The sequence below is a fragment of the Paenibacillus agri genome (assembly GCF_013359945.1).
Classification (GTDB): domain Bacteria; phylum Bacillota; class Bacilli; order Paenibacillales; family Paenibacillaceae; genus Paenibacillus_AQ; species Paenibacillus_AQ agri.
On the sequence record NZ_JABWCS010000197.1, the window covers coordinates 40,867 to 65,859 of the forward strand.

The following is a 24,993-nucleotide window of genomic DNA, read 5'->3' on the forward strand; positions in this document are numbered from 1 at the left end:
TATTGTCCTTGGTCCATCTATTCGAAAATCGTGCCGCGCTTGAAGGACGAGCCTTTGAATGCATATTTCGTCAGCAAGAAGTATGAGAGCCCTGCCACGATAAAGCCGACGATCCAGCCGAGGTCTACTTCTATGAATGCCGCAGCAGCGCCAAGCGTCATGGCGAGGATTGCGCTTGGGTTGTAACCAGCAAAGCTGCCGTTCTCCCGATATAACTCAGCGACATCCACCTTCTGACGACGCAGGATATAGAATTCAACCAGCAGAATCGCAACGATCGGCCCTAGGAATGCCGAGTAGATCAAGACGAACATGTTCAGACCATGCGCTGAAGAGTCTTTCACCAGCACCCACGGGAAGGAGCAAAGCGCCAGCAGACCCGTGATCGCTACTGCAGGTTTGTACTTTAGTTTCGTAACAAAAGAGATAACGTATGCGGGAGGAACAATATTCGCCACCATGTTAACTGCAATAACACCGATCACGATAAACGCGGATACACCAACGGTGATATACGAATTGTTGACAACAATAGCGAACGCCTTGACCGGGTTGGAGATCCCTGTTGCTGCTGCCATCATCGCACCGATTGTCAGTACGAAGCCGTAGGCGATCGTAATCGGGCTGAAGTACAGGAAGCTTCGTTTCCCATCACTGATCCCTGGCTTCAGTTCGCGGGAGTAGTCTGCTGCACTCAGGAATATTGCAGCGTAGTTACCCAGAAAAACCATGATAAAGGAGAAGAACGGCAGGCCCCATGTTCCCTTCGCATGGACCCAGTTATGCATGATAGCATCACTGTGTGAATTCACCAACAGTCCGAATACATAGATTAGCGCGAGTACGATTACGATTGATGCGAGCGTCTCCACCCACTTAATCGCGTGAAACCCATATAGCGAAAGGCCGATCTGGACAAGCTGCAAAGCAATAAAACAAACTGGAATACTGTCAAAGCTGCCGCCTGTGACGACCTTGACAATCTCATTGAGCGCCGTTGCGCCAACCCAACTCTGGAAACCGTACCAGATAATCGCCGGTATGCCTCGAAGGAAGGAGGAGATGATCGCTCCCTTGGTGCCAAACGACATCCGAAGCTGTACGACATACGGGACGCCTGTACGATAGCCGAAGCGATCATTGAGTGCGAAGATGACTGAGATGAGCCCTATGGCGATGATCGCAGCTACAAAAGTCTGCACGAGATTCAAGTTAGCAACGCCGGCAGCGATAAGGCTCGCACCAAGTGTCATATTCCCTAGATTGACACCATCACCGATCCACATAAACATGTAAGAGATAACCCCTACTTTCCGATCCTTTTCTTGCTTCGGTCGAAGGGACTCGTCAACATACATCTCTTCTTTCAATTGCGACTGCTCCTGAATGTGACCCGCCAAATCCATAGACATCTCCGCTCACTCCCTTTTTTCTGGTTCGTCATCTAATAGGTTATATAACATAACTTAATTATGTTATATTTCCTTACTCAATCTTTATATTCTTCATTTTATCATCTATTTTTTATAAATCATCAGCAAAATCGTAGATTATCTTTCAATCTATTGGTGAATATGCACAAAATAAAATAACATTTTATGTTATGTTTATAACGATAGCGGTTATAGACATGTCGGAAACCAAGCTTCAACTGCACAAAAAAACTGCCGGCATCCACTCGGCAGTTACTTAATTCAAAAGATATGAAGATACTACAACATCTTAATGTATCCCTGATCCACCAACACTGGATGATGTAACGTCTCCATCCCTGTCAACTGACCTCCGACATGATCTCCGGCTTGCAGGATGACTGAACCTGGCGTTCCCGTTATGAAGAGTATATCCTTCAAGATATTCTAGTCCCCCTAATCTATTCAGCAGTGGACACTCTTGTATCACCATACCTTGCCGCCACCCAATGCAGCAGCGCACGATCCCGGCCCGGCGCGGCAACGAATGACACCCCGATTGGCAGACCGTCCTCACGCCACACTGGAACTGTTAATTGCGGCAACCCTGCCAGACCCGCTATGCACGATAGTTGCATGACTTTTGCACGATATGCCTCAGCTTCCTCCCCTTGGAGCCCACACAGCGGAGCGACACCCGGCGCAGTCGGCAGTACCAACAGCCCATCGACACCTAGCAGACTCGACAGTTCTGCACGCAACACCGTTCGCAGTTCCTGCGCCCAAGTGATATCCGCTTCCCGCAGCGTACTTGTCCACTTCAGCCGCTCTGCAATTCCCGGTCCGAAGACAGGCTGATGCTGTGTTACCCATGTCCCATGCTCCCGCCATATCTCCATTCCTTGCAGCAGACGAAAAGCTTGCGACCACAAAGTCAGCCCCCGACCAAGCAATGCATACTCCTCAGGCACTGAGTAAAGAGATTGCTCCATCCACCCCTTCCACACTTGGTCAGTCAGATGAACAGACCCCAAAGGCAAGGGATAATCCCCCTGCAACTCGCCCACATGTGTCAGCAACTTGTCCCGATCTGCCGCCTCCGGCACGGCCCATGTCTCTTCATCCATATAGATCTTATGAAATGAAGTGACAGCTGAGTCACTCTCGTCAGCCAACAATACTTCGCCAACCTCAACGATCCATTGCAATTTCCGACTCATCCAGCCCACGGTATCAAAACTATGCGCCAGCGGAATCACCCCATCCAGCGATACCATGCCATGTGTTGGACGGAAACCGTACACCCCGCAATAGGATGAGGGAATCCGCACCGATCCACCTGTGTCAGTGCCGATTGCAAATTCAATATCATCAGCTGCCGCCGCAACTGCTGAACCACTGGAGGAGCCGCCAGGGATTCTCGTTGAATCCGCCGGGTTGATCGGCGTGCCGTAGTGGGCATTTTCTCCGTTCAAGCTGTACATCAGTTCGTCGGTATGTGTCATGCCATCAAGTGCAGCACCCGCCGCCAGCAATCGCCGAACAACCTCCGCATGGCGGGGCGCCGCTTCATGAGTGCGCAGCCAGTCCGGATTGCCCGCTGCATTCGTATGCCCCGCAACCGCGACGACATCCTTGAGCGCGAAGCGTGTACCATTTAATCTACCCTCGCCAGACGGTGGCACAATAACATTCGGCGCAATATAGGCTTGATAAGCTTGCCATTCTATCTTACTGCTTGCCTGGTTAGTACGATGATGTTGATCAGAGCTCATCCGGCGCACCTCCTTGGTTAAAATCATCATTCACTGCTCTCACATCAGCTTCTGATGCTAATCGTTCCGGACGATGCGGAATCAGCTCCATCAGCAGCGCCAGCAGAATTCCGACAAGCAGGCCATTACCGAGTAACGGTCGCAGTAATGCAGGGAGTGAGACAAAGGTCGCCGCAGGCAACCCCATCAGGATCACTCCTACGAAAAGCGGTATACCCGCTGCATACAGATTGACCGGATCCTCCATTCTGACTTGCCGGAAATAATTAAGCGATGAAAATAACAGTCGTACATACGTCACCAGCAACACTGCGCTTCCTATACTCAGCGGTAACAATGTCATCCAGTCACTCACCACCGGAATCAAACCGACGATCATAAAGAGCAGCGCCCCCAGTACAAACGGCAACCGCTCCCTAATCCGTGTCTGTTGAAGAAAGCCGATGGATGACACATAAGGTGCATAAGGGACCGTCCCCAGTACACCGGACAACACTGTAAGTACACCGCTAATTGTAAACGAGCGCCGATACGTTTTGTCGTCTGCTTCCTGTTCATAGATGTCATCAGTTCCCTTGATCGCCCCGAACGTATTGGATGTATTCACCAGTCCTGCAATTACCGCGATCAGTATCACACCAATATCTAGCCCGCCCCAGCTCTGCGGCATACCTACCGGAAACAACCAGCGCCCTATACCTGCCCCTTCACTTGTCACGCTTGCTGGTACTGATTGTGTGACCCCAGTCAACTCATGACCCGCTCCAAATAACACGGCATACACTGCCCAGCCCGCCACGATTCCGATCAGCAGCGCATAAGGAGCCACTCTGCGTCCGCCCTTGATGACAATCCAGATTGTCAATAAGGCTACCGCCGATGCTAAACCGAATACTGCTGGATGAAGCACCCGCTGCGCCTCAGACATGCCTGGAGATATGCCCATCATTCCTTCGAGGAAGATCAAGTTCAGACGACAACCGAGCAGAAACATAAATACCGCCATCACCCGAGCCGTGAACAGCCTAGCCAGCCAGGCTCCCCAGCCCATAACGCCAAGCAAAATCGTCACGACTCCCGACAGCACTACACCCACTGCCAGACTCGCTCCAACCTCTTGCAGACTTCGTCCGATGGAAGGTGCAGCCGCGCACAGTCCGAGAATCACTCCCCACCACAACCCCGACTGACCTTCCATTATCGCCCTGCGATGTCCGATTGCCGCCTGCATTACACTAGCAATGCCTGTCAGTACAAACGAGATTTGAACCAGCATCTCTACCTGGGTATGCCCTAATCGAAATGCTGCTCCGACCGTAATCGGGATCACAACTGTATTCGTAAATAAAAAGAAAAACCACTGCAAACCAGCAACCCAACGCAAAGCCCCAAGCCACTGTTTATTCGCGACATTGCTACGCTTCCCACTCACCGACTGACCTCCCTCTAAACCCAAAGACCTCAGTCTATTCAAACTCTGTGCCCCGAAAAACACATGACACTCTTACATCAGTTTGCAGCCCGCTCCACTCCGTACGCATCAAGCGCCGCCTGCATTCCACGTCCGACCTCAATCTTCGCCTGATGTCTAATCAATACAGCTTCCAGTGCAGACAGCACAAACAATACATTTTCCTTACGACAGCTGTAGCCCATCGTGCCGATCCGCCAGATTTGACCATGCAGCGGACCAAACGAACTAGCGATCTCAATTCCGAACTGTTCCAGCAGCATCTGCCGCACCGATTCTCCATTGATGGCCGCCGGAATTTTTACACAAGTCACCATTGGCGCTTTCCACGGTACATCATTGAACAGCTCCAGGCCCATGCCACGAATTCCCGCCATCAACGCCCGTTCATGCAGACGATGCCGCTCGAATCTCGCTTCCAGCCCCTCTTCCAGCACGATCCGTACACCTTCACGAAGCGCATACAGCATCGAGGTCGCTTCCGTATGGTGATTCAATCTACGCGGTCCCCAGTAATCCTGAAGCTGACTGAGGTCAAAATAATTACTTCGAATCGGCACGCGCACCTCAAGGCGATCCTGCTCCTGCGCGACACCGCGCTCAACCTTTTTACGCGTCAACAGCAGCTTCTCAATCCCTTCGTTATACGTAATCGGTGCCATTCCGGACGGGACGGACAGACATTTTTGCGTCCCGCCGATCACAGCATCAAGCTGCCACTCATCCACCTTGACAGGCGTTCCGCCCAGCGTCGCTACCGCATCAACAACCGTCAATACCCCAAGTTCCCGGCACGCAGGACCGATCTGATCAAGCGGCTGCATACACCCCGTCGAAGTCTCGCCATGCACGATAGCCAACACTTTGGGCTGAATACGACGCACTTCTTCAATCACCGCCTGCTGGTCGAATACCTGCCCCCAAGGACACTCCATCAGATGCACATCCGCCCCGCAGCGCTCGGCGATCTCCGTAAGCAGATGCCCGAAACGGCCAAAGATCGGCACTAGCACCCTATCGCCTGGCTCGATCACGCTGCATAGCACCGCCTCCAGACCAGATCGCGATGTACCATCGATTGGGAATGCCCACTTATTGTTCGTTTGAAACACTTGTCGGAGCATGTCCATCGTCTCGTTCATCATTGTGGTAAACGCCGGGTCGAACTGCCCCAATATCGGCGTACTCATCGCACGCAGCACACGAGGATCTACCTCCACAGGCCCAGGTGTCATAATTGTCCGTAAGGGTGCTTGAATTTCCCGATAGTTCGTCATTTGGTCTGCCTCCTCAAATCCATATCATGATATACGTTAATACGCCAACTCATACAGCAGTTCAATTAACAAGCGAACCCCGCAGACCAGCTCATCTGTTCCAGTAAACTCACGTGGGGAATGACTAATCCCTAAATGACTGGGTACAAATAACAGCGAAGTTGGGCAATAGGTGCCGAACACTTGTGAATCATGCCCCGCACCACTCGTCATCCTACGATGGGAGATTCCCTGACGCGCCAGAATCATCTGCGCTTTGGAAGCCAGTGTTTCTGACATCGCTACAGGGTCTTCATCCATCCATTTGTGATACGTAAGCGTTGTGCCTTGCGCCGCCGCGATCTTTTTCCACTCGATAAACAAGGCCTCACAGAACTGACGGATCACTTCAGCATCAGGGTGCCGCACATCAAGACTAAACGTCACTTCACGCGCAATAACATTGCCCACATTCGGATGAATCTCCATCCGTCCGACGGTAGCAACTAATCCATCCCCCTGTCGCTTCGCCCACTCACCCACTAGCCGAATCAATTCAGCAGCAGTCAGGAGCGCATCACGTCGCCACTCCATTGGCGTTGTACCCGCGTGATTGCTTTCCCCGCTTACCGTAACTTCATAACGACGTTGTCCAACGATGTGGCTGACAAGCCCGATGGATTGGCCTTCTCGCTCCAGCACCTCGCCCTGCTCAACATGCAGTTCGATAAAGCACTCCAGATCATCGCGACGCGGTGAAGGATGAATCCCCATTCCGAATCCTGCTTGCCCCATCGCTTCACGGAATGAGATTCCCTCGGCATCTGCGATCCCTTCGACCTGCTGCATGTCACGAATCCCAGTCATACTGCCAGAACCCCAATAAGTCATTGGAAAGCGACTACCCTCCTCCTCGCAAAGCGACACAACCTCAATGCTCCTGCGCGGTGTCCCGTAGTGCTCTTTTAGATAACGGACAGCGATAAAACTGGCAATAATCCCGTAAGCTCCATCATATTTACCACCATCGACAACCGTATCCAGATGTGAACCAGTAAGAATCACCCGACCGTCCTGTTCCGTGCCGGAAAGTCTTCCGAACAGATTGCCAACATCATCATAGCGCGGTATTAATCCGCCCTCTCGCATGCAATGCTCCAAGGCCGACTGAGCCGCTTGCCATGCGGGAGAATAGAGTGTTCGGGTCACACCGTGATCCCCATGCTCCCCTTGACCACCATAAGTTGCGAGCCAGTCGATCATCTCACTCACCTGCTGATGCAGATCAGTAGGTGACGGGACCACCAACGGTTGTTGTTCGATCCTCATTTCGCATTCCCCCATTTTTCACTACATGCCCGTCTGCCTGTGTCTGTACCTTCACATTCCACTCTGTATCCATGTCAGATTTTATAACAAAATGTTGACTTGGCAAATTCATTGTCTTCATTGTAAAATAAATCAACCTAAAAAACATGCACGTAGGTGTAGAAGAACCGGTGTAATAATTGTACACAATAACTAATACAGAGAATTGTGAGGAGGCATTGTCATGAAACTAGAGGAATTGTTACACATCCCTGTTTTTAACGGAACGCAGATCGTCGCAGGGAGCGCGGGGCTGGAACGCGAAGTACTGACGGTCAACATGATGGATGCCCCCGATATCATTACCTTTCTCAAGCCCAATGAACTGCTGATTACGACAGCCTTTCATTTCAAGGATGACTTGCCTTCATTACTGCTATTGATCGAGGAAATGGGGCGTCAGAACTGCTCGGGATTAGGAATCAAGACAAAACGCTTCCTCGGCACTCTGCCTTCTGTGCTGATCGAACGCGCAAACGAACTGGCTGTCCCCTTGCTGGAACTTCCAGTCGAACCGTCGCTCGGTGACATTGTGAACAAGTCACTTAGCCATATTCTCGATGTACGTACACATGAGCTGCACAATGCAATGCAAGCTCACCGCCAATTCACCCATGATATTATGAAGGGCGAGGGTATGGTTAAAGTGCTGGTGGACCTGTCAAACTTGCTTAAAACTCCTGTCCTTCTGCTTGATCCGCACCTTCGTCTTCTTGCAGGGAAGCCACAGCGGCAGACCTTGACCGCAGAACTAGACCAACTGATGTCCGAACGATGTGTGGTATTATCGCCTCCTTCAACATTCTCCAGCTTTTCATTTCTAAAGGAAGAACGTAGTGTTCTGACTCTATTCCCTGTCTATACCTATCAGCAGCTCCACTATCTTGGTGTAGAGGCTGAACTGTCCCCCAAAGATCGCTCGACGATCCTGACCATTGAACAGGCCGCCAACGTTATCGCCTTCGATCTGATGAAAGAACAAGCGCTCAATCAGAACCGTCGTCGTATCCAGAATGAGTTCTTTGGCAAGTTCATCAACGGCTCTTTTTCCAGTGCAGACGAGATTATCAGCCGTGCGCGAGAGCTGGGGCTGCCGGAGAGTCAACGCTATATTTGCGCAGTTGGACAACTTGATGGAGGAGACAAGTCTCTCAGTTTTATGCAGTACAAATCAGACCAAGATCGGATAGCCGATCATATAGTGTCCGAACTACGATCCTTCCCCCAAACCATTCGCCTATTCCTGCTCGACAAGCAGTACGTCTTACTGATGCTGCTGACAGACGAATGGCGAGAGGTGGAAACGTCCTTCTTGCAGGGACTGTCGAGACTACAAGACCGGCTTCAGACGCATAATGAAGCTTCGCTGTCCTTTGGCGTAAGTAGTTACGCCCAGCAACTTATCCATATCCCGGTCTCGTACAAGGAAGCCAGCGAAGCACTCTATTTCGGTGGAATGGCGGGTCGCTGCCGCTTTGTCGAGTTGTATCAACCAAAAGAGGTACCGGAAATTTTACGCCTGATCCCCTATGCTCATCTTAAGAAGTTCTATCTGGAGACGTTTCAAGCATTCATCGACGAGACGATTAAGGACCATCGCTTGCTGCTTCAGACACTCTCTGTCTATCTGGAGACTCACTGCCAGCTCGCCGAAACAGCAAAGCGCCTCTATATTCACCGCAATACGGTGATATATCGATTGGAAAAATGTGAAGAGCTGCTAGGGCGCAGCCTAAAGGACCCAGAGGAAACACTTCGTTTGCGGCTGGCGTTCCGGATTAAGGCGTTATTGCCGGAACATGAACTGAGGGAGTGAGCAGAACAGGTACTTTATTTCCGAACAGTTTAAACAGTCATGTATTCTTATATTAGCCATGAGTCTGCTTTTGGCCATTCGACACTTTGATTATAAAAGGTATTCAAGTCAACACGAAAAACAGCGCTCCTCCAGAACGAACAGGAGAAAGCGCTGTTTCTTCGTGTGTTATGTGCAAGGTAAACTTGTTACCTCAGTCGCGGGACCGGGTTACAACGAATGGCTCAATAAGACCCTGCAGGGACGAGGCAATGCTAGCCGGAGGCATTTTATCACCTATAGCAACGTAATATTGGAACTCATAAAATCCGCCCAAGGTTGCTTTGAAATTCGTCTCCCAGTAGTTGGTCATAAGCCAGGCATAGGTTTCCGGACTAGTGTCAGGCTGCTGCTGGGTATGAACCTGTCTCGTGCCATAATCTAGCGATCCCAATTGGATAAGCGGTGTATCTGGAGTCGCCAGCATCAGGGAACGCTCTTCATCCTGCCACGCGATACCTGCTTGTACGGCGGAGTAGTCCAGACAACTTCCCGGAATTTGGTCTCTCCAAGGGCGTACGACCCCGCCGGGCTTATCCGCATATAAAGTCTCTTGCTCACTGTCCCCAGCGGTAAACGGCAGCGCAAGGTACACATTTTCCGGATTCCAGACACTGTCCTTATGGAAGTGGACGGAGATATCTACACGGCTGGTCTTGGCGTATACCTTAAGGAACAAGGAGAAATAGGAGATCCCCTGCAATTGGTAGCGAAGCTCCAGCGTAGCATATAGCGGACCGTTATCCAGCTCTTTGACAGAGGCAAGCCGGCCGATCGACCGCTGCACACCCAGGCCTTTACGGTTACGTCCCATGCGTGACCGAATACCCCAGACCTCGGAGGCCTCTGATTCCGCAGCAGGAACCGTAACCTCATAAACCGGTGTAAAAGCACCATATTGTGCATCCGGCCGCAGCAATTCTTTTCCTGCCTCTTTATCGTACCATGAGGTAATGCCGCCTGCTTCCGACCATTTCAGAGAGAGGAACGGAGACTCCAGCCCATGCTGAGACAAGGTGATTGATGATGCAGTTGCCCCAGCTGGCATAAGAGGATAAATGTCGACCATATCGTATACCCGGTCACTGCCGACAAGCTTCGTATTGGATACTGTTATACCTGTGCTCGCAGACTTCTGCGGCAGCGGACGCAAGGTCAGCATACAGGTCTGCAGTCCCTTCAGCGTCAGCTCTGTGATGATGATCTGCGGTTGGGATGATTGCATAGGCAATACTTCTCCAGTGTCTTCGCGGATGACTTCCACGCCACTGCGAAGCTCATCCGGCTCCCATCCCTCCAGCCTCAGCTGCACCAGCTCCGTGATTTCAAGCTCCGACGTATTCGTTACACGGAAGCGATATGGACGGCCAGGATATAATGTCGCTCCATTCTCAGCCAGCAGCACAGCATCCAGTGCACGATAAGCTAAACGGCTTGCTTCTGCAGCATGGGCCTGCTTGCGCACCTCCAGCATTTGTACATTTTTATGCCAGGGTTCATAAATGGAGGAATGATAGCCCCAGGTATGCTCGGCATACAGGACCAGCGCCTGCTCGACCGACTCCAGTTCTTGATCACTGACATGATTCCGCTGCGGATCGAGCTTTTCTACCTTGCGGAGTGTGCGCTGCGCGTCACGGTAAATCTGGGTATGCATCGGTGTGGAGCTGACGCCATCTGTCCACCAATCCGGCCAATCTCCTGCATGAACTGGCAGCTCATCTAATCCTTCCTGCTTCAATCGCTCAAAAAATTGACTCAAGCTGACCATTTCAATGGAAATCTGCTCACCGTGCTGACGATTCCATTGTCCAATCCATTCAATGATTGCACTGTTCGGCGCTCCATTGTCCGTTGGCAGTCCAGATAGCATGACAGGCACGAATGGATACGGATACTGTTCCACCTCCAATTGGGTGAGATAGCGATGAATACGGATATTAGCAATCTGATCGTGAATCTCCCCCGGCTCAACAAGCTTATGATTGAACTCGTCGCGGATCATATATTTGCCAAGCGCTCCCGGGCATAGCCCAAGCTCGTTGCCAAACATGTAGTGCTCGCCGTTCCATACCAAGAGCCGCTCGCCGCTGGGAGACTCCCACCAGAACGGAAGCTGCTTGCGCCCAAGCGGGTACATGCCGTGATGAGTATGAATGCAGCTGAATAAATGCCGGATACCATTTTGCAGCAGACTATCGGCATATCCCCAGCTATAACCGTTAATATCTGCCGTCATCGCACTATCCACCTGATGTCCGATCGAACGGGCATAGGCTTGCGCTTTGCTATGAATTTTGCTTAGCAGACCGTAATCCGGCAGCTCGGTCATATTGAGGTATGTTCCGGATAATTCAATGTCGCCCCGCAGAACGGCCTCGGCAAAATCCCGCTGCTCAGCAGCACTGGCCTGCTGCAAAAACTGCTCCACAGCCCAGAAGGTCTCACACGTCCAGCGGAATCCTTGCCAATCGGGGTTAGCCCCGCTATGAGCATCCTGGACAATACGCAGAGCCTGGCGAATGAAATCGACATGGTATTGTTCAATTTTCTCCTGCCGCTCGGTGTAGCCCAGATCCGTGTGAGAATGGTGAATCGCGTAAATTGTCCACTTACGTGCAGTCAGCGGAATAGAGCTCTGCTCTAATTGTTGTTGAAGGTTCATCCTGAGAACTCCTTTATGTTATGAATGGTGAAATAGTTGATGTATGCCATAGAACACTTGCCCCAGCACATCGTTCTCATAATAAAGCTCTGCCTGCTCCGGCTTCAGTGCGCTCAGCAAGCTGTCTGCAAATAAGTCTCGGCTTTTGGCAATTTGTCCGCCAAGAACAAGCTTGTCGGGCTGAAAGGCAGCTACATAAGGACGAAGCATGTGACCAAGCCGCTGGCCGTATATTTTCCATACCTGAATGGCGGAGGGATCACCTGATTGGGCAGCAACAGCCAGATTCTGTACACTATCATCGCTTGAACGAACCTGGAGGCTATCACCCAGCGACAAAATCCCTCTGCTGCCGAATACATCATCGATTCGTTCGCCGTCAAATTTCTCTTCATACAACATGCCCGTGGCCGGTACGCCTGATCTGCCGGTGACCACTTTCCGCTTCTCAATAAAGGTAGATCCAAGCCCCGTTCCCAGCGTCAGACATAGCATTTTGTCCTCCGGGAACAATCTGCTGACGCCAAGGGAGAACAGCACGGCATCATTGCCCAGTCGGATAGGGGCCGCAGCCAGCTCGGACAACCATGGCATTGATGAATTAAGCTCCGCACGCCGGGTTAATTCATCCCGCAGCAGTGCTTGCAAATTAAGGCCGTAAATGGATTCATATTTATTGAGCCCACGAATACGTGAAATACCTGACTCATATTCGAAAGGTCCCGGAAAGGCAAGTCCGATTACAAATCCGGCCGGATGTTCTTCGATACCTTGCTGCGCTCTATAGGCGGTTGACAGTTCCAGAATAAGATCTGCCAGACCGCCGACGATCTGTTCCGGGGTTCCATTTGAATGTGATGGCCGAATGAAAGAAAGCTCAGGCAGAAGAATGCCATTCTTAAGGACACCCGCTTTCAAATACGTTCCTCCAGCATCGATTGCAATGGTCGTCATTAAGCCGGTCTGCAGTAAGACCCCAGGCTCCATTACGCTTCACCACCCTGCCAGTGATGAGGCAGCAGCGGAGTATGCCAATCTGGAGAGACCTGAGCAACGATTAAGCTGCATGTTGTGTCACCTATGGATTCAATCCGGAATTCCCCCACTGCGGCGGGAACGATGTAGGACTCCGCATATCCCCATTCCACAGCGGTTTCTTCATTATTCAGCGGCGTAAGACGAACACGATTGCCTTCGACCAGATTGAACATGAGAAATTGACCGTTCGTATCGCCATGCCATTCGCCATTCAGCTTTAATCTTTTGACCTGGAACAGCAAGTCTTCACGCTCTCCCAGCAATTCTTCGCTACTACTGCCCTGTACGCGAGTAATGACAGGAGATGGCACCAGATGCTTATGAACATAAGGCGTACTGAAGCTGTCATTCATATTGCGGCTTGCATGGTCGCGGTTAATAGGCCGCGGCAAGCCATCTTTGTCCAGACGCAAGTGGTCGTAAATCTTGAAGGTAAACCACCAGGTGGTAGATGAGATTTCCAGCACGAGGTTGCCTCTGCCCGCGTAATGAACGGCTCCAGGTGGAATAAGGAACAAATCGCCTTTTTGAGCATCCAGCACGTTGACATACCGCCCTACTTCTAGCGGCTCTCGCGAGGCATGAGCGTTATCCACTGCTTCCAGCAACTGTTCTCCGGTTGTTCCTTCGGTAAAACCAAGGGCTACAAAGGGAGTTGTTCCTTCCTCTTGCTCCATGATGTAATAGGACTCCTGCTGGGTCATCCTCTCATTGAAGATTTCCTCTATATAGGATTGGCGGGGATGAACCTGTAGAGATAGATTGTCGCCCCCAATCGTATCCAGATAATCAAAGCGGATCGGGAAATAATCTCCGAATAGCTGAACATTCCGCTCCCCCATAATTTGCTCTGGATGAGCAGACAACAGCAGCGGGAACGGTAGCTCCAGCGTATGACCGTAGGCTTCAATCAGCAGCGTATTTTCCGGTGCGATCGGCTCAAAGCTCCAGGCGCAGTTATCCCACTCCTCTGGCAATTGACAAAGCTTCTTCAAATACTGCCCGCCCCAAATGCCCGGAGCAAAGAAAGGCTTCACACGAATCGGCTGCTGTGCGGCGGCTTGCATGAGAGCACGCAGCAGCGGAAGCGTAAGAAACGTCGGCTGATCAGGATCATTCATATCCATGTAATAGTCAAAATCATTCAGATAGCGCTTACGGTATTGCTCCCATACCGGCCATTCCAGGAACAATGCTTGTTTATACGTCTCTACTGAATCTACACATTGCCCGAGTTGCAGCGAACCCATTCCTTGCCGGTGAAGGCGTTGTTGGTTCTCTCGTGAAATGTCACAAAATATAGATAGTGAGGCATCCGAAGAGAGGTAGCCTGCGCCTGGTCCATACGTAATAATTATCGTACGTGAACCATCCCCCTCTAAGGATTCCAAGGATGGATGAAGCTTTTTCGCAACGTCATTCTGCCAATCTGCTTGCGCCTGCGCTCTGAAGTAATCTTTATAATCGATATCTGAAGCAATAAATCCAAAAGCGCGGTTATCCGTCAAATAACGGTCAAACGCCGTTAAGAGCTCTGCGCTGCTTTTCATATACCGCGTACTATCCAGTTCAATATATGCAATGTTCTCTTGGCTACATAACGTTTGCAGTTGCTCAAGGATCGTCGTAAATGCCGCGCCATGGGTACCGTCAACGGCTAAATGATATGTTTTGGAATTGTGTTGGTTAAAATGGTCCTCTATTAGCCGAAGCCATGCCTCATAGCCCGTCCCGATATCGGACTGCACTTCCTCATGACTTTGCAGCCTTACAGGATTAACCGGAACCGAATTAAAGGATCGAACTTTGCTTACTTCCATTGCTGCTGCCTCCCAACTCGTAATCAATGCATGTTCACATTGTATAAATTGTTGGGGACAGCGTCTTTAAAGGAAAGGGCACTATTTTTGTACAATCAGGACATGTTCGGAGGGTAATGATTTTTGCCGGAGCGACCTTCGGAGAATTGCGAACGGCGAAATTTGGCAGGGGATACACCAAGCGCACGGGTAAAAACACGGGTAAAGTAATGCACGGACTGAAAGCCGCATTGTAACGCAATGTCCTTAATGGGTATGTAATCATTCAGCAGAAGCTGTGCTGCATGCTGCATCCGGCGCTCCTGAATATAATGTACGAAGGACTGACTGAGATGCTCCTGAAATAAGCGGGTCAAATGCCGGGAAGAGATATGCAGATGACTCGCGACGGTTGCAAGCGTAAGCTCATTGCTTAAGTTATCGTCGATGAAACGCTTGGCTTGGCTAAATAAAGCATGCCCTGGAGAAATCGGCTGTTGAACACTTTCACCCGCGGTAAGTGTCAGGCCATGCAAATCCGGGAAGGACAACAGCAGCGAATGCGCAACCTTTTCCAGGGATAGCGGGATTGTTGAGACTGAACTTGCACACAACGCGATTAACGCCTGCCACAAATATCCTGTAGAAGAGAAGTCGGCCCCGCTAACAACGCTGTTTCCTCTTTCAGCTAGCTGTCGATACGCTTCGAGATACAACGGCTCTGTTAGCGATGCATCTATTTCAAATGCAACATAGCATAATGTTAATCCGGAAGTGCTTCGAATCTGGTGCCATACGCCAGGTTTCGATAGAAACGCCGTTCCTTTTACTAGATCATACTCCCGGTCGTGTTCATAATAGCTCCCCTCTCCATCCATCACATAACAAGCTTCAAAAAAAGAATGGCGGTGGAGGGAATTATCGAAATGAGCCGGCATGAATCCCCAATATAAAATAGTTATAGAAAGGCCAGTCCCTTGAATTTTTGTAGCATGCCGGTTGCATATGTCATTGGCCCTTCGGAAGCTGGATTGGATCGACATGTTCATCCCTCCTTTGTTCGCTCCCATTGTATACTGCCTTCTTTATGAAAGACAAGCTAACCATTTCACGGCTCTCACCTATTTGTGCAACAACGATACTCGCGGCCATCAACGAGCTGCGGATGTTCCCCCCAGTTTTCACCCCATTTACGCATTTGCCCAAGCACGGGGATATACTCCCGCCCTTTATCCGTTAGCGAATACTCAACGGTTACAGGTACAGTAGGAAACACTTCGCGATTGATGACCTTATACTGCTCCAAATGACGCAGGACATCCGTTAAAGACTTGATGCTGATGTTATCTAAATTTCTTCGCATTTGATTAAATCGTTGCGGCCCCAGACTTAGTAAGGAAAGCACCAAAAAAGACCATTTTCCGCGCACAACCTCCAAAGCTTCACGAATAGAGATGAGGCATAGCTCGTCCCCTTTACGTACATCCACAGAAATCACTCCTAACTAAAATATAGGTAGTCTACTTTTTGAAGTTATATATAAATAATGTGTCTCCTTTAAATTATAAAGTTAATATTCTAAGATAACAACAGGGCTTATTTAACTGCCATGGTCTAGTTTAAACAGAGATAGTCTTATACAGTTTAGAGAGGAGCATTAGGATATGAGTGATAAAAAGATATTGGTTTTGGGAGCAACCGGACAACAAGGAGGTGCGGCTGTTAGGCATTTACTCGCCGATGGCTGGAAGGTTCGTGCATTTGTCCGCGATTTATCAAGCGATAAGGCCCTGCAACTGTCCCAATGGGGAGCCGAGCTTTTTCTCGGTGACATGAACGATCTTGCTTCGCTCGATGCCGCTATGCAGGGGATTTATGGCGTATTCAGTGTTCAGGCGTCGGGCTGGACCCCTACTCTCGAATCCAACGACGATGAAAGACGTATTGGGAAGGCTGTAGCGGACGCTGCCCTAAAGGCGAACATCCAGCACTTCGTTTATACATCTGTTGGCGGTGCAGATGCGCAATCCCGATATCGTGACATGCAGAAATGGGATATCGAGCAGCACATTCTTTCACTCGATTTGCCGGCTACCATATTGCGTCCCGCCACCTTCATGGAGAACTTCGCAGACCCGATGTCCGCCGGCGTGCAGAACGGGACGATCGCACAACCCTTCAAGCCAGATGGAGTGATCCCACTCGTAGCTGTGGACGACATCGGCGCTTTCGTTGTGTTAGCACTTAGATCTCCAGACGACTATTTGGGCAAAACTGTTGAAATTGCCGGCGACAATTTAACACCCTTGCAGATTGCCGATGCTATAGGCCGTATAACTAACCGTACCATTCCTTACGTTCAAATTCCGCTGGAAACGTTGCGCCAGCATAATGAAATCTTGGCCGGCGTGTTCCAATGGTTAAACGAAGAAGGCCACGAGGTCGATATTTCTGCTGTACGCAAGACATACCCGGAACTTACGGATTTCAATACCTGGGTGGAAAAGCAAGGAAAAGCAAAGTTTGAGGCATTGTTTCTTCCTGAGCGTTCATGAGATTGTTAATCAAGAGACTGGCTCATAAGTAACTTCCAACTGTATGAGACAGTGCCTGTTTCACTAGTATTGAAAAAAGCAAGTAACAGGGGCATTTCACCCCTGTTACTTGCGCTTTTTTGGTTCATGCTCGCCCAAATTTAATGATTATGATGTTTGCTCACTCAACCCTGAATTACTTAAGTACTTAAAGCTCATTTAGGCTCCACCAACATGATGCAGGCTTTATTGTGAGCTTCTTCATGATCAATCAACAGCACAACCCAATGCAGCAAACACGCGTCGTGGAGATTCATCAGCAGGCATAAAGAATTCGATTCTTGAATAAGTTTGTTCGATCACCGTAAGGTGTAGTTGGTTGTAGCGTATTGGCCTCAATTCAGTTGAAAAAGGTTCCTTACCTCTAAAAAGCCAATTAAACAAGCAACCGCCATGATGCGATCTTTTCATGCTTAAAAGCGATTGTTGCATATTCTCATCCCTCTAAGCTAAGACAAATCACCGGTCTTGAAGCGATTCATTGAAAATAATGAAATGTCATGCTTGCTTCTTCCAGTCGTAATAAGCTGGCATAAAATTTCGCCGACTACGCTGCTGAATTTAAATCCGTGTCCGGAAAATCCAGCAGCAAAAGTGATATGCGGATACACTGGATGTGCATCGATAATGAAATGTTCATCGGGTGTGAGAGTATACGTGCAGGTTTTTCCTTTAAGCAATTTCATATTGGAAAGAGGCATAAACCGGCTTAAGAACAATCTTAAGTCTTCTTCATCCTCCTGAAGTGCCCCAAACTCCGGAATAGCTTCATCCGGATTAATCCGAAGTCCCCCATCGTGACGTCCTACCTTAAGACCCGCTCCTCCCATGCTGGGAAAACCGTAATAATGTCCCAATGAGGTCTCAAACGTAAACGCCGGAAATCGTTCCTCCCCGAATAAAAAGTCATCTGCTTCAAACCAGGCAAACGTTTTTCTTTTCGTTACAAGCGGAGGATGAATATTCATTAGAGAAAGCAGCTTAGAAGACCAAGCCCCTGCCGTAACAATCAGAGCGCGACCTTGATAACTTTCATCGGCGGTGTGAACCGTCACCCCGGCTGAATCAATAGACAACTCCTGTACAGATGCATTCGTTACGATGTTAACTTGATGGAGCTCCAACTGCTCCCGATATGCACGAATACATTCCTCACTCTTAAGTACACCTGATTCTGATTCGAAGCAGCCCATGTAGTCCTCCGGAAGCGAAATCCCCGGCCATATCGTATGAATTTTATTGGAATCCACTTTTTGTAGCGGTAGTGAATAGTCTTCCGAACTAGAAACAACTTGTTGTAAAAAAATAGAATTACGAGTGCCTACATTCAGCACTCCGGTTTGGTAGAACAGTTTTCTACCCGACTCACGCTCCAGATCCAGCCAAAGCTTTTGGGCTCTGAGGGCTAACGGGACGTATATCCCCCCTTCTCCATAGGCATGCCGGATGATACGGGTATCACCGTGATGAGCTCCACGATCGTGCGGAGGATTAAATGAATCCAATAGCAAAACTCTTTTCCCTGCAAGTGTCAAATAATAGCCTGCAGCCATACCCATCGAACCGGCACCTACAATGATTACGTCATAGCTCATCCTTTCATCACTTCCTCAGCCTCAAGTCTGCGTTCACCTTTAATGAATACGATTGCCATCTAATACTACCATTTTTCCTTGCTTGAATACGGAATGAACATGGTTGATCCCAAAGTGATAAGGCAGATAAGCTAAGTTTCCCGCATTGAAAATAACCAAATCGGCCTGTTTGCCGACTTCCAAACTGCCTATTTTATCACCTTTTCCGATAGCATGAGCCGCATTAATCGTCACTGCCGTCAGAACCTCCTCTGGCGACATCCCTAAGTTCAGACAGCCCAGTGTCATGACAAGCTGTATAGATTCCGTTGGAGAACTTCCCGGATTATAATCCGTGGACAATGCTACAGGGAGTCCTATTTCAATCATCCTACGCGCACGGGCGTGATGCTTCAGCCTTAAATTAAAGGAGGTAGCTGGCAGACAGACAGCAATGACGCCAGACCGTTGCATCGCCTCTAGTCCTTCATCTGATGCGGCAATCAAATGTTCAGCAGATATGCAACCCAGTTTACCGGCTAGCTGCGCGCCGCCTATTGGCTCGATTTCGTCCGCATGAATCTTCAATCCGAAGCCCATCGCTTTTGCCGCCAACAGGATTTGCTCCGATTCTTCTACGGAGAATACGCCGTGCTCACAAAACACATCGCAAAATTCAGCAAGTCCCTGACGCTTCACTTCGGGAAGCATTTCTTCAATAATAAGCTGAACGAATCCTTGTGACCGGCCCTTATATTCTTCCGGCACCATATGAGCCCCCATGAACGTAGACACCAAATCAACCGGATGTTCCTGATTGAGTTTGCGGGTGACCCTGAGTTGCTTAAGCTCATCATCCAGAGTCAGACCATATCCGCTCTTGGCTTCCGCTGTGGTAACCCCATAAGAAAGCATCGTATCCAAGCTTTTTTTAGCCTTCACATATAACTCATCTTCCGAAGCCTGACGGGTTAAACGGACTGTGCTGAGAATCCCGCCGCCTTGTGCTAAAATTTCTAAATAAGAAGCGCCTTTCAGCTTTAAGGCTAATTCATTCTCCCGCGAGCCGCCGTGAACCAAATGCGTATGAGGGTCAATAAGTCCTGGTGTAACAAGCTTCCCCTCAGCATTATGCTTAGACGTTACCGGCAGTTCACCGATTTGAGCCAAAACATCTTCTTCCGTTCCGGCAGCAACTATGATACCATCCGCGATAGCCACAGCTCCCCTTCGAACTGACGCAACCTTTGACATTTCACCGCCTCGGCGTGGTTCCTGAGATCCTTGCATGGTAATCAGCGTACCTATATTATAAATCAACAGGTCAATCCGATTGCTCTCCATCGTTTCTCCCCCTCGAAATAAAGCAAGCCCGATCGGGCTTGCTGAAAGTTATCATCATTCTTTTATAGATTCAGTAAGATTCAGTAGGGATTAAATACCCATCATCGGTACGCGAACGCCACGTTCTTTCGCCGTTTTAATGGCAATGTCATAACCCGCATCAGCGTGACGGATGACGCCCATCCCAGGGTCCGTGTTTAAGACACGTAGCAATCTTTCCTCCGCTTCTTTAGAACCGTCCGCGACGACAACCATACCTGCGTGCAAGGAGTAACCCATACCTACGCCGCCGCCATGATGGACAGAAACCCAGCTCGCACCGGATGCTGTATTCACAAGTGCATTCAAGATCGCCCAGTCGCCAACTACATCACTGCCATCCTTCATAGACTCTGTTTCACGGTTAGGCGAAGCCACAGAACCGCAATCCAGGTGATCACGACCGATCACGATCGGCGCGGATAATTCTCCAGTTCGCACCATTTCGTTGATAGCCAGTCCCATCTTAGCCCGTTCTCCGTAACCCAACCAGCAAATACGAGCAGGCAAACCTTGAAATGCGACTTTCTCTCTGGCCATTTCGATCCATTTACGCAGACCCGCATTTTCCGGGAATAATTTTAAAGCAAGTTCATCCGTTTTATAAATATCTTCTGGATTACCAGACAATGCCGCCCAACGAAACGGTCCCTTCCCCTCGCAGAAGAGCGGACGAATGTAAGCCGGAACAAATCCAGGAAAATTAAAGGCATCCTTAACCCCTTCATCAAGCGCTACTTGACGGATGTTATTGCCGTAATCAAATACAATGGACCCAAGCTTTTGAAGATCAAGCATTGCCTGCACATGGGCGGCCATCGACTTTTTGGAAAGCTTCACATACTGTGTCGGATCGTTTTTACGCAAGTCAGCTGCAGCTTCCAATGAATAGCCGACCGGCACATAGCCGTTAAGCGGATCGTGAGCCGAGGTTTGATCGGTAACGAAATCCGGTACAATTCCCCGTTTTACAAATTCCGCGAACACCTCTGCAGCGTTTCCTACTAACCCGATAGCGAGTGCTTTCCCCTCAGCTTTCGCTTCGCCGGCAAGCTTCAATGCTTCATCCAGATCGTAAACCATAACGTCGCAATAACGAGTGTCAATTCTTCGTTGAATACGAGTCGGATCTACGTCTACTCCGATAACTACACCATCGTTCATCGTTACAGCGAGCGGTTGAGCGCCGCCCATACCGCCAAGTCCAGCCGTTAATGTCAGAGTACCTCTTAAAGTGCCTCCCGAATGCTGCCTGGCTGCCTCAGCGAAGGTCTCATACGTTCCTTGTAAAATGCCTTGCGTTCCGATATAAATCCAGCTGCCAGCTGTCATTTGACCGTACATCATAAGTCCCTGTTTATCAAGCTCATGGAACGTCTCCCAATTGGCATAGGCAGGAACAATAACCGAGTTAGAGATAAGAACCCGCGGCGCGTGCGAATGCGTTTTGAATACACCAACCGGTTTCCCGGATTGTACAAGCAGTGTTTCATCCGCTTCCAGATTCGTTAAGCATTCTACGATCTTGTCATAAGACTCCCAATTCCGTGCAGCTTTCCCGATTCCACCGTAGACAACGAGATCCTCCGGACGTTCTGCTACGTCTGGGTCCAGATTGTTCATTAACATACGCAGGACAGCTTCCTGCTCCCAGCCTTTTGCCGTTAGCTTTGTTCCGTGTGCTGCTCTAATGGTACGTTTAATAGTTTGTTCCATGGATAGTCACTCCTCTATCTTACGTTGTTCGGTTCTATGACTCTATCATAATAAAAAAATCGGTCTCTGAATCTAGTCGAATTTGCGGAAAGATAGCACGATATTACGCTGTAACCAGGAACGGAATACTCTGATAAAAACGCTTAAAAGCCAACCCCTAAGCAGGGTTGGTTTAAAGTGATTATGCCAAAAACACTAGCACTGGGCTGATAAACGATAGTCCGTCGGGCTGCATCCCATGATCATTTTAAATTTCCTTGCAAAATAGTTCGCATCCTGGAAACCGACTCGCTCGGCAATCTCTTGCATGGTCAATCCCGTTTTCTCTAACATATAAACCGCCTTCTCAATACGAACTTTATTTAGAAAGTTGACAAAGCTTTCACCCGCTTCCTTTTTGAATAAATGAGCAAAATAATGGGGACTTAAGTAACAATGCTGGGCAATTTCTTTTAATAACATTTTGTCCTGATGATGCTCTCTAATATATACAATGGCAGATCGTACAATAGGGGAAACCTCTAAAGCATGATCGTCCGATACTTGCTTGGCTAGCTTCCTCCAATATGCGCACATCTTCATCACAAATTTGTCGTATCGAATGGTACTATATAAGTCTTGAAGCATTCTCGCATTTTCAGATAAAATTTCAGAAGCATTACCGCCTAAGTCGACAACCATTCTTGATAAAGAAAGGATTAGATCATAGGCTTCCGATTTAAATAGATCAATATTATGCTTATATGACCCGGAGAGACTTTCTAATAACTCGACCAAATAAGCAATCGATCCTTCTTCATCACCGATGCGGACACGTGACAGCAATTCGATTTTCTCTTCATGGGTCACCGGCTTTGCGCGTTCTTCCTGAATACTCCTTTGTCCTTCATATTGAAAAATCATCCGGTTTCCTTGAAAGAAGCGGTTGATTAATGATTCTTTTGCCTCGAAATAGGAAAGATGAAGTTTATAAGGATCTTCGTAATAGCTACCTATCCCGGCTGAAACGGAAAAGCCCTTCGTATCTACGAAGTTTTGAATTTTCCGAACCATGCCATACGTAATCTGCTTATAGGACGGTTCTACAGATTGAACCGATTGGAGTTCCAATAATACGGCTAGCACGCCTTCTCCTACCCATAGCCACAGGAATGGCAGGGTGATACTTTCAAAAACGGCTTCCACCAGTACCTGCCCAATCTTAATACTCCATTCCAATGGCTTGTCTAAAGCCAAATCCAAATAACGGTCTATGGACAAAACAATAACGACTTGAGGCCGCGCTTTGATACCAAGCCGCTCACGCATGGCTTCAAAATCTGCTTCATGGATTAATGTCCCAGAAATGAGAAGTTGCGAAAAGGATGCTTGCTCCGTATCCAATTTCATTGCCTAATCAACCTCCCCTATCTTAAAAAAAGGAAGCCATTTTGCTCCTGAATTTCAGAGAAAACTGCTTCCATGTTGGTTTATTCCATCTCACCGATCATGTCTTCAACAACCTTGACGATATCTCCCTCGTGAATTTGCTGATAGATGGTTACAATATCTGGATAGAAAAATCGATCTTCCTCTACCGTAGGCACTTGAGCCCGTATCAGGTTATACACTTGCTCAATGACCGGAGAGGATTTCATCGGTCGATGAAAATCAAGAGCTTGTACAGCCGTCATTAATTCAATCGCCAAAATATACGACAGCTTCTTTGAAATCTGATAGGCTTTCCTCGAGGCAGTATACGCGAAACTGACAACATCTTCTTGACTGGCGCTTGTGGGAACATTTTCTACGGAGGCCGGATGAGAAAGAATCCTGATTTCCCCGAGCAGCCCCACAGCTGTATATTGAGGAATCATATACCCATTGTTCAATCCCGGATTTCTCACTAAATAACTAGGCATCTCACTCAGGTGAAAATTTACTAATCGATCGATTCGTCTCTCGGCTATTTTCCCCAAATTACCCATGGCTATACACATGATATCTGCCTGGATGCCGACATAGGTACCGTCAAAATTGCCCCCCATTAAGGCAATCCCGCCGTCTTCCTCGGGAATAATAACAGGATTATCACTTACAGAGTTGAGCTCATTATTAATGGTGTAAGCAGCATCCTTCAAATTTCTTTTAGAAGCTCCATGAACCTGAGGAATGCATCTTAAGCTTAAAGCATCCTGCACTCGATAGTTTTTATACGTTTCGGCAATCTCACTGTCTTTAAGGATTCGTAATAAAGTTTGCGCCGTCTTGGCCTGCTCCTCATGTTGTTTTAAGGCATGGAGCCTTGGATCGAAGGCATGAATCGTACCTTTTAAAGCTTCGAATGACATTGCGCCGGCAATATCAGCTGTTTTCGTCGCTTGAATGGCATTAAATAGGGTTAATACGGCCATGGCTGTGACGGATGACGATCCGTTGGTCAGCGCCAGCCCTTCTTTACAGCTTAATGTGACAGGGGTTAACCCTGCTCGTTCAAGCGCCTCTCTGCCTGGAAGGAGTTCCTCCTTGTGCCAAGCTCTCCCTTCCCCAATTAGCACTAACGCCATATGTGCTTCCGGGGCAAGATAACCGACGGATCCATCGCCTGGAGCAAATGGCGTGACTCCTTGATTTAAGAGGGATGCTATAAGCTCTAGCAGTTCCAATCGGACGGCGGAATAGCCACGCCCCAAATGAATGAGCATCATCAGTTGAATCGCTCTGACAACTTCTTTCTCCAGTGGATCGCCTACTGAAACTGCATGGGATCTAACGATATTACGCTGCAGAACTTCGGCATCTTCGGTTGAGATGATCTCGGTCACATTACTCCCGAAGCCGGTCGTTACGCCATAAATGATGCGGTTTTCATTTAAAAACTTCTCGATAAGACTTCTGGAATGATTAACGCGATCGCAATAACCCGGCGAAAATGATACCTTTGCCCCGTAACGGGCTACGGCGACAAATTCGGCAATAGAGACAGGTTGATCACCAAGAATTACTTGATTTATGTCTTTAGGATGAGTGGGAGCAGAAGCAGTTTTCATGATGACATCTCCTTTTCAAACAAATACATACTATGCAATAGTTGTCGATTAATTATTC

General features: G+C 48.9%; 18 protein-coding genes. 2 read left to right on the top strand and 16 right to left on the bottom strand.

The window, feature by feature from the left end:
• Nucleotides 1-17: 17 nt before the first annotated feature.
• From HPT30_RS07040 to allC, 6 genes are all read right to left on the bottom strand, one after another.
• The gene (locus tag HPT30_RS07040; protein WP_376767002.1) at nt 18-1,406 is read right to left on the bottom strand and encodes an NCS1 family transporter; all 1,389 of its coding nucleotides are present in this window, start codon (nt 1,404-1,406) and stop codon (nt 18-20) included.
• A 306-nt stretch (nt 1,407-1,712) separates the two neighbouring features.
• Nucleotides 1,713-1,853, bottom strand: a complete 141-nt coding sequence (locus HPT30_RS07045; RefSeq protein ID WP_175370715.1) for a hypothetical protein — start codon at nt 1,851-1,853, stop codon at nt 1,713-1,715.
• Between the two features lie 20 nt (nt 1,854-1,873).
• Nucleotides 1,874-3,187, bottom strand: coding sequence for an amidase family protein (locus HPT30_RS07050; protein ID WP_175370716.1), 1,314 nt, complete (start codon nt 3,185-3,187; stop codon nt 1,874-1,876).
• On the bottom strand, nt 3,177-4,619 hold the full coding sequence (locus tag HPT30_RS07055; RefSeq protein ID WP_175370717.1) for a uracil/xanthine transporter: 1,443 nt from the start codon (nt 4,617-4,619) through the stop codon (nt 3,177-3,179). Before HPT30_RS07055 ends, HPT30_RS07050 begins: the two co-directional genes overlap by 11 nt.
• A gap of 77 nt (nt 4,620-4,696) precedes the next feature.
• Nucleotides 4,697-5,935, bottom strand: a complete 1,239-nt coding sequence (locus HPT30_RS07060) for a (S)-ureidoglycine--glyoxylate transaminase (RefSeq protein WP_175370718.1) — start codon at nt 5,933-5,935, stop codon at nt 4,697-4,699.
• A 36-nt stretch (nt 5,936-5,971) separates the two neighbouring features.
• Nucleotides 5,972-7,243, bottom strand: coding sequence for an allantoate deiminase (allC, locus tag HPT30_RS07065; protein WP_175370719.1), 1,272 nt, complete (start codon nt 7,241-7,243; stop codon nt 5,972-5,974).
• A gap of 223 nt (nt 7,244-7,466) precedes the next feature.
• Between allC and HPT30_RS07070 the strand changes: the two genes are divergently transcribed.
• Nucleotides 7,467-9,098, top strand: coding sequence for a PucR family transcriptional regulator (locus HPT30_RS07070; RefSeq protein WP_175370720.1), 1,632 nt, complete (start codon nt 7,467-7,469; stop codon nt 9,096-9,098).
• Nucleotides 9,099-9,291: 193 nt separating this feature from the next.
• On the opposite strand, the gene HPT30_RS07075 is transcribed toward HPT30_RS07070, so the two are convergent.
• The 5 genes from HPT30_RS07075 to HPT30_RS07095 all read right to left on the bottom strand — a co-directional run bounded on the left by HPT30_RS07075 (nt 9,292) and on the right by HPT30_RS07095 (nt 16,128).
• Nucleotides 9,292-11,802: a glycoside hydrolase family 38 N-terminal domain-containing protein gene (locus tag HPT30_RS07075; protein WP_175370721.1), complete on the bottom strand. Its 2,511-nt coding sequence runs from the start codon at nt 11,800-11,802 to the stop codon at nt 9,292-9,294.
• A gap of 18 nt (nt 11,803-11,820) precedes the next feature.
• On the bottom strand, nt 11,821-12,789 hold the full coding sequence (locus HPT30_RS07080; RefSeq protein ID WP_175370722.1) for an ROK family protein: 969 nt from the start codon (nt 12,787-12,789) through the stop codon (nt 11,821-11,823).
• Complete coding sequence (locus tag HPT30_RS07085; RefSeq protein WP_175370723.1) at nt 12,789-14,660, bottom strand: class I mannose-6-phosphate isomerase; 1,872 nt, start codon at nt 14,658-14,660, stop codon at nt 12,789-12,791. Before HPT30_RS07085 ends, HPT30_RS07080 begins: the two co-directional genes overlap by 1 nt.
• 95 nt (nt 14,661-14,755) lie before the next feature.
• A complete protein-coding gene (locus HPT30_RS07090; RefSeq protein ID WP_246316970.1) occupies nt 14,756-15,682 on the bottom strand; it encodes a helix-turn-helix transcriptional regulator in 927 nt (308 codons plus the stop codon).
• Nucleotides 15,683-15,756: 74 nt separating this feature from the next.
• Nucleotides 15,757-16,128 (bottom strand): winged helix-turn-helix transcriptional regulator, encoded by a 372-nt coding sequence (locus HPT30_RS07095; protein ID WP_066365119.1) that lies wholly within the window; start codon nt 16,126-16,128, stop codon nt 15,757-15,759.
• Between the two features lie 175 nt (nt 16,129-16,303).
• On the opposite strand from HPT30_RS07095, the gene HPT30_RS07100 reads away from it, so the two are divergent.
• Complete coding sequence (locus HPT30_RS07100; RefSeq protein WP_175370724.1) at nt 16,304-17,194, top strand: NmrA/HSCARG family protein; 891 nt, start codon at nt 16,304-16,306, stop codon at nt 17,192-17,194.
• Nucleotides 17,195-17,682: 488 nt separating this feature from the next.
• Here the strand turns inward: HPT30_RS07100 and solA are convergent, their stop codons facing one another.
• The 5 genes from solA to hutH all read right to left on the bottom strand — a co-directional run bounded on the left by solA (nt 17,683) and on the right by hutH (nt 24,935).
• Nucleotides 17,683-18,828: an N-methyl-L-tryptophan oxidase gene (gene solA / locus HPT30_RS07105; protein ID WP_175370725.1), complete on the bottom strand. Its 1,146-nt coding sequence runs from the start codon at nt 18,826-18,828 to the stop codon at nt 17,683-17,685.
• 39 nt (nt 18,829-18,867) lie between these two features.
• Nucleotides 18,868-20,151, bottom strand: coding sequence for an imidazolonepropionase (hutI, locus tag HPT30_RS07110; RefSeq protein WP_175370726.1), 1,284 nt, complete (start codon nt 20,149-20,151; stop codon nt 18,868-18,870).
• Nucleotides 20,152-20,241: 90 nt separating this feature from the next.
• Nucleotides 20,242-21,906 carry a urocanate hydratase gene (gene hutU / locus HPT30_RS07115; protein ID WP_175370727.1) on the bottom strand — a complete coding sequence of 555 codons (1,665 nt, stop codon included), beginning with the start codon at nt 21,904-21,906 and terminating at the stop codon, nt 20,242-20,244.
• A gap of 195 nt (nt 21,907-22,101) precedes the next feature.
• On the bottom strand, nt 22,102-23,295 hold the full coding sequence (locus tag HPT30_RS07120; protein WP_175370728.1) for a helix-turn-helix domain-containing protein: 1,194 nt from the start codon (nt 23,293-23,295) through the stop codon (nt 22,102-22,104).
• An 80-nt stretch (nt 23,296-23,375) separates the two neighbouring features.
• On the bottom strand, nt 23,376-24,935 hold the full coding sequence (gene hutH / locus HPT30_RS07125; protein ID WP_175370729.1) for a histidine ammonia-lyase: 1,560 nt from the start codon (nt 24,933-24,935) through the stop codon (nt 23,376-23,378).
• Between the last annotated feature and the right edge of the window lie 58 nt (nt 24,936-24,993).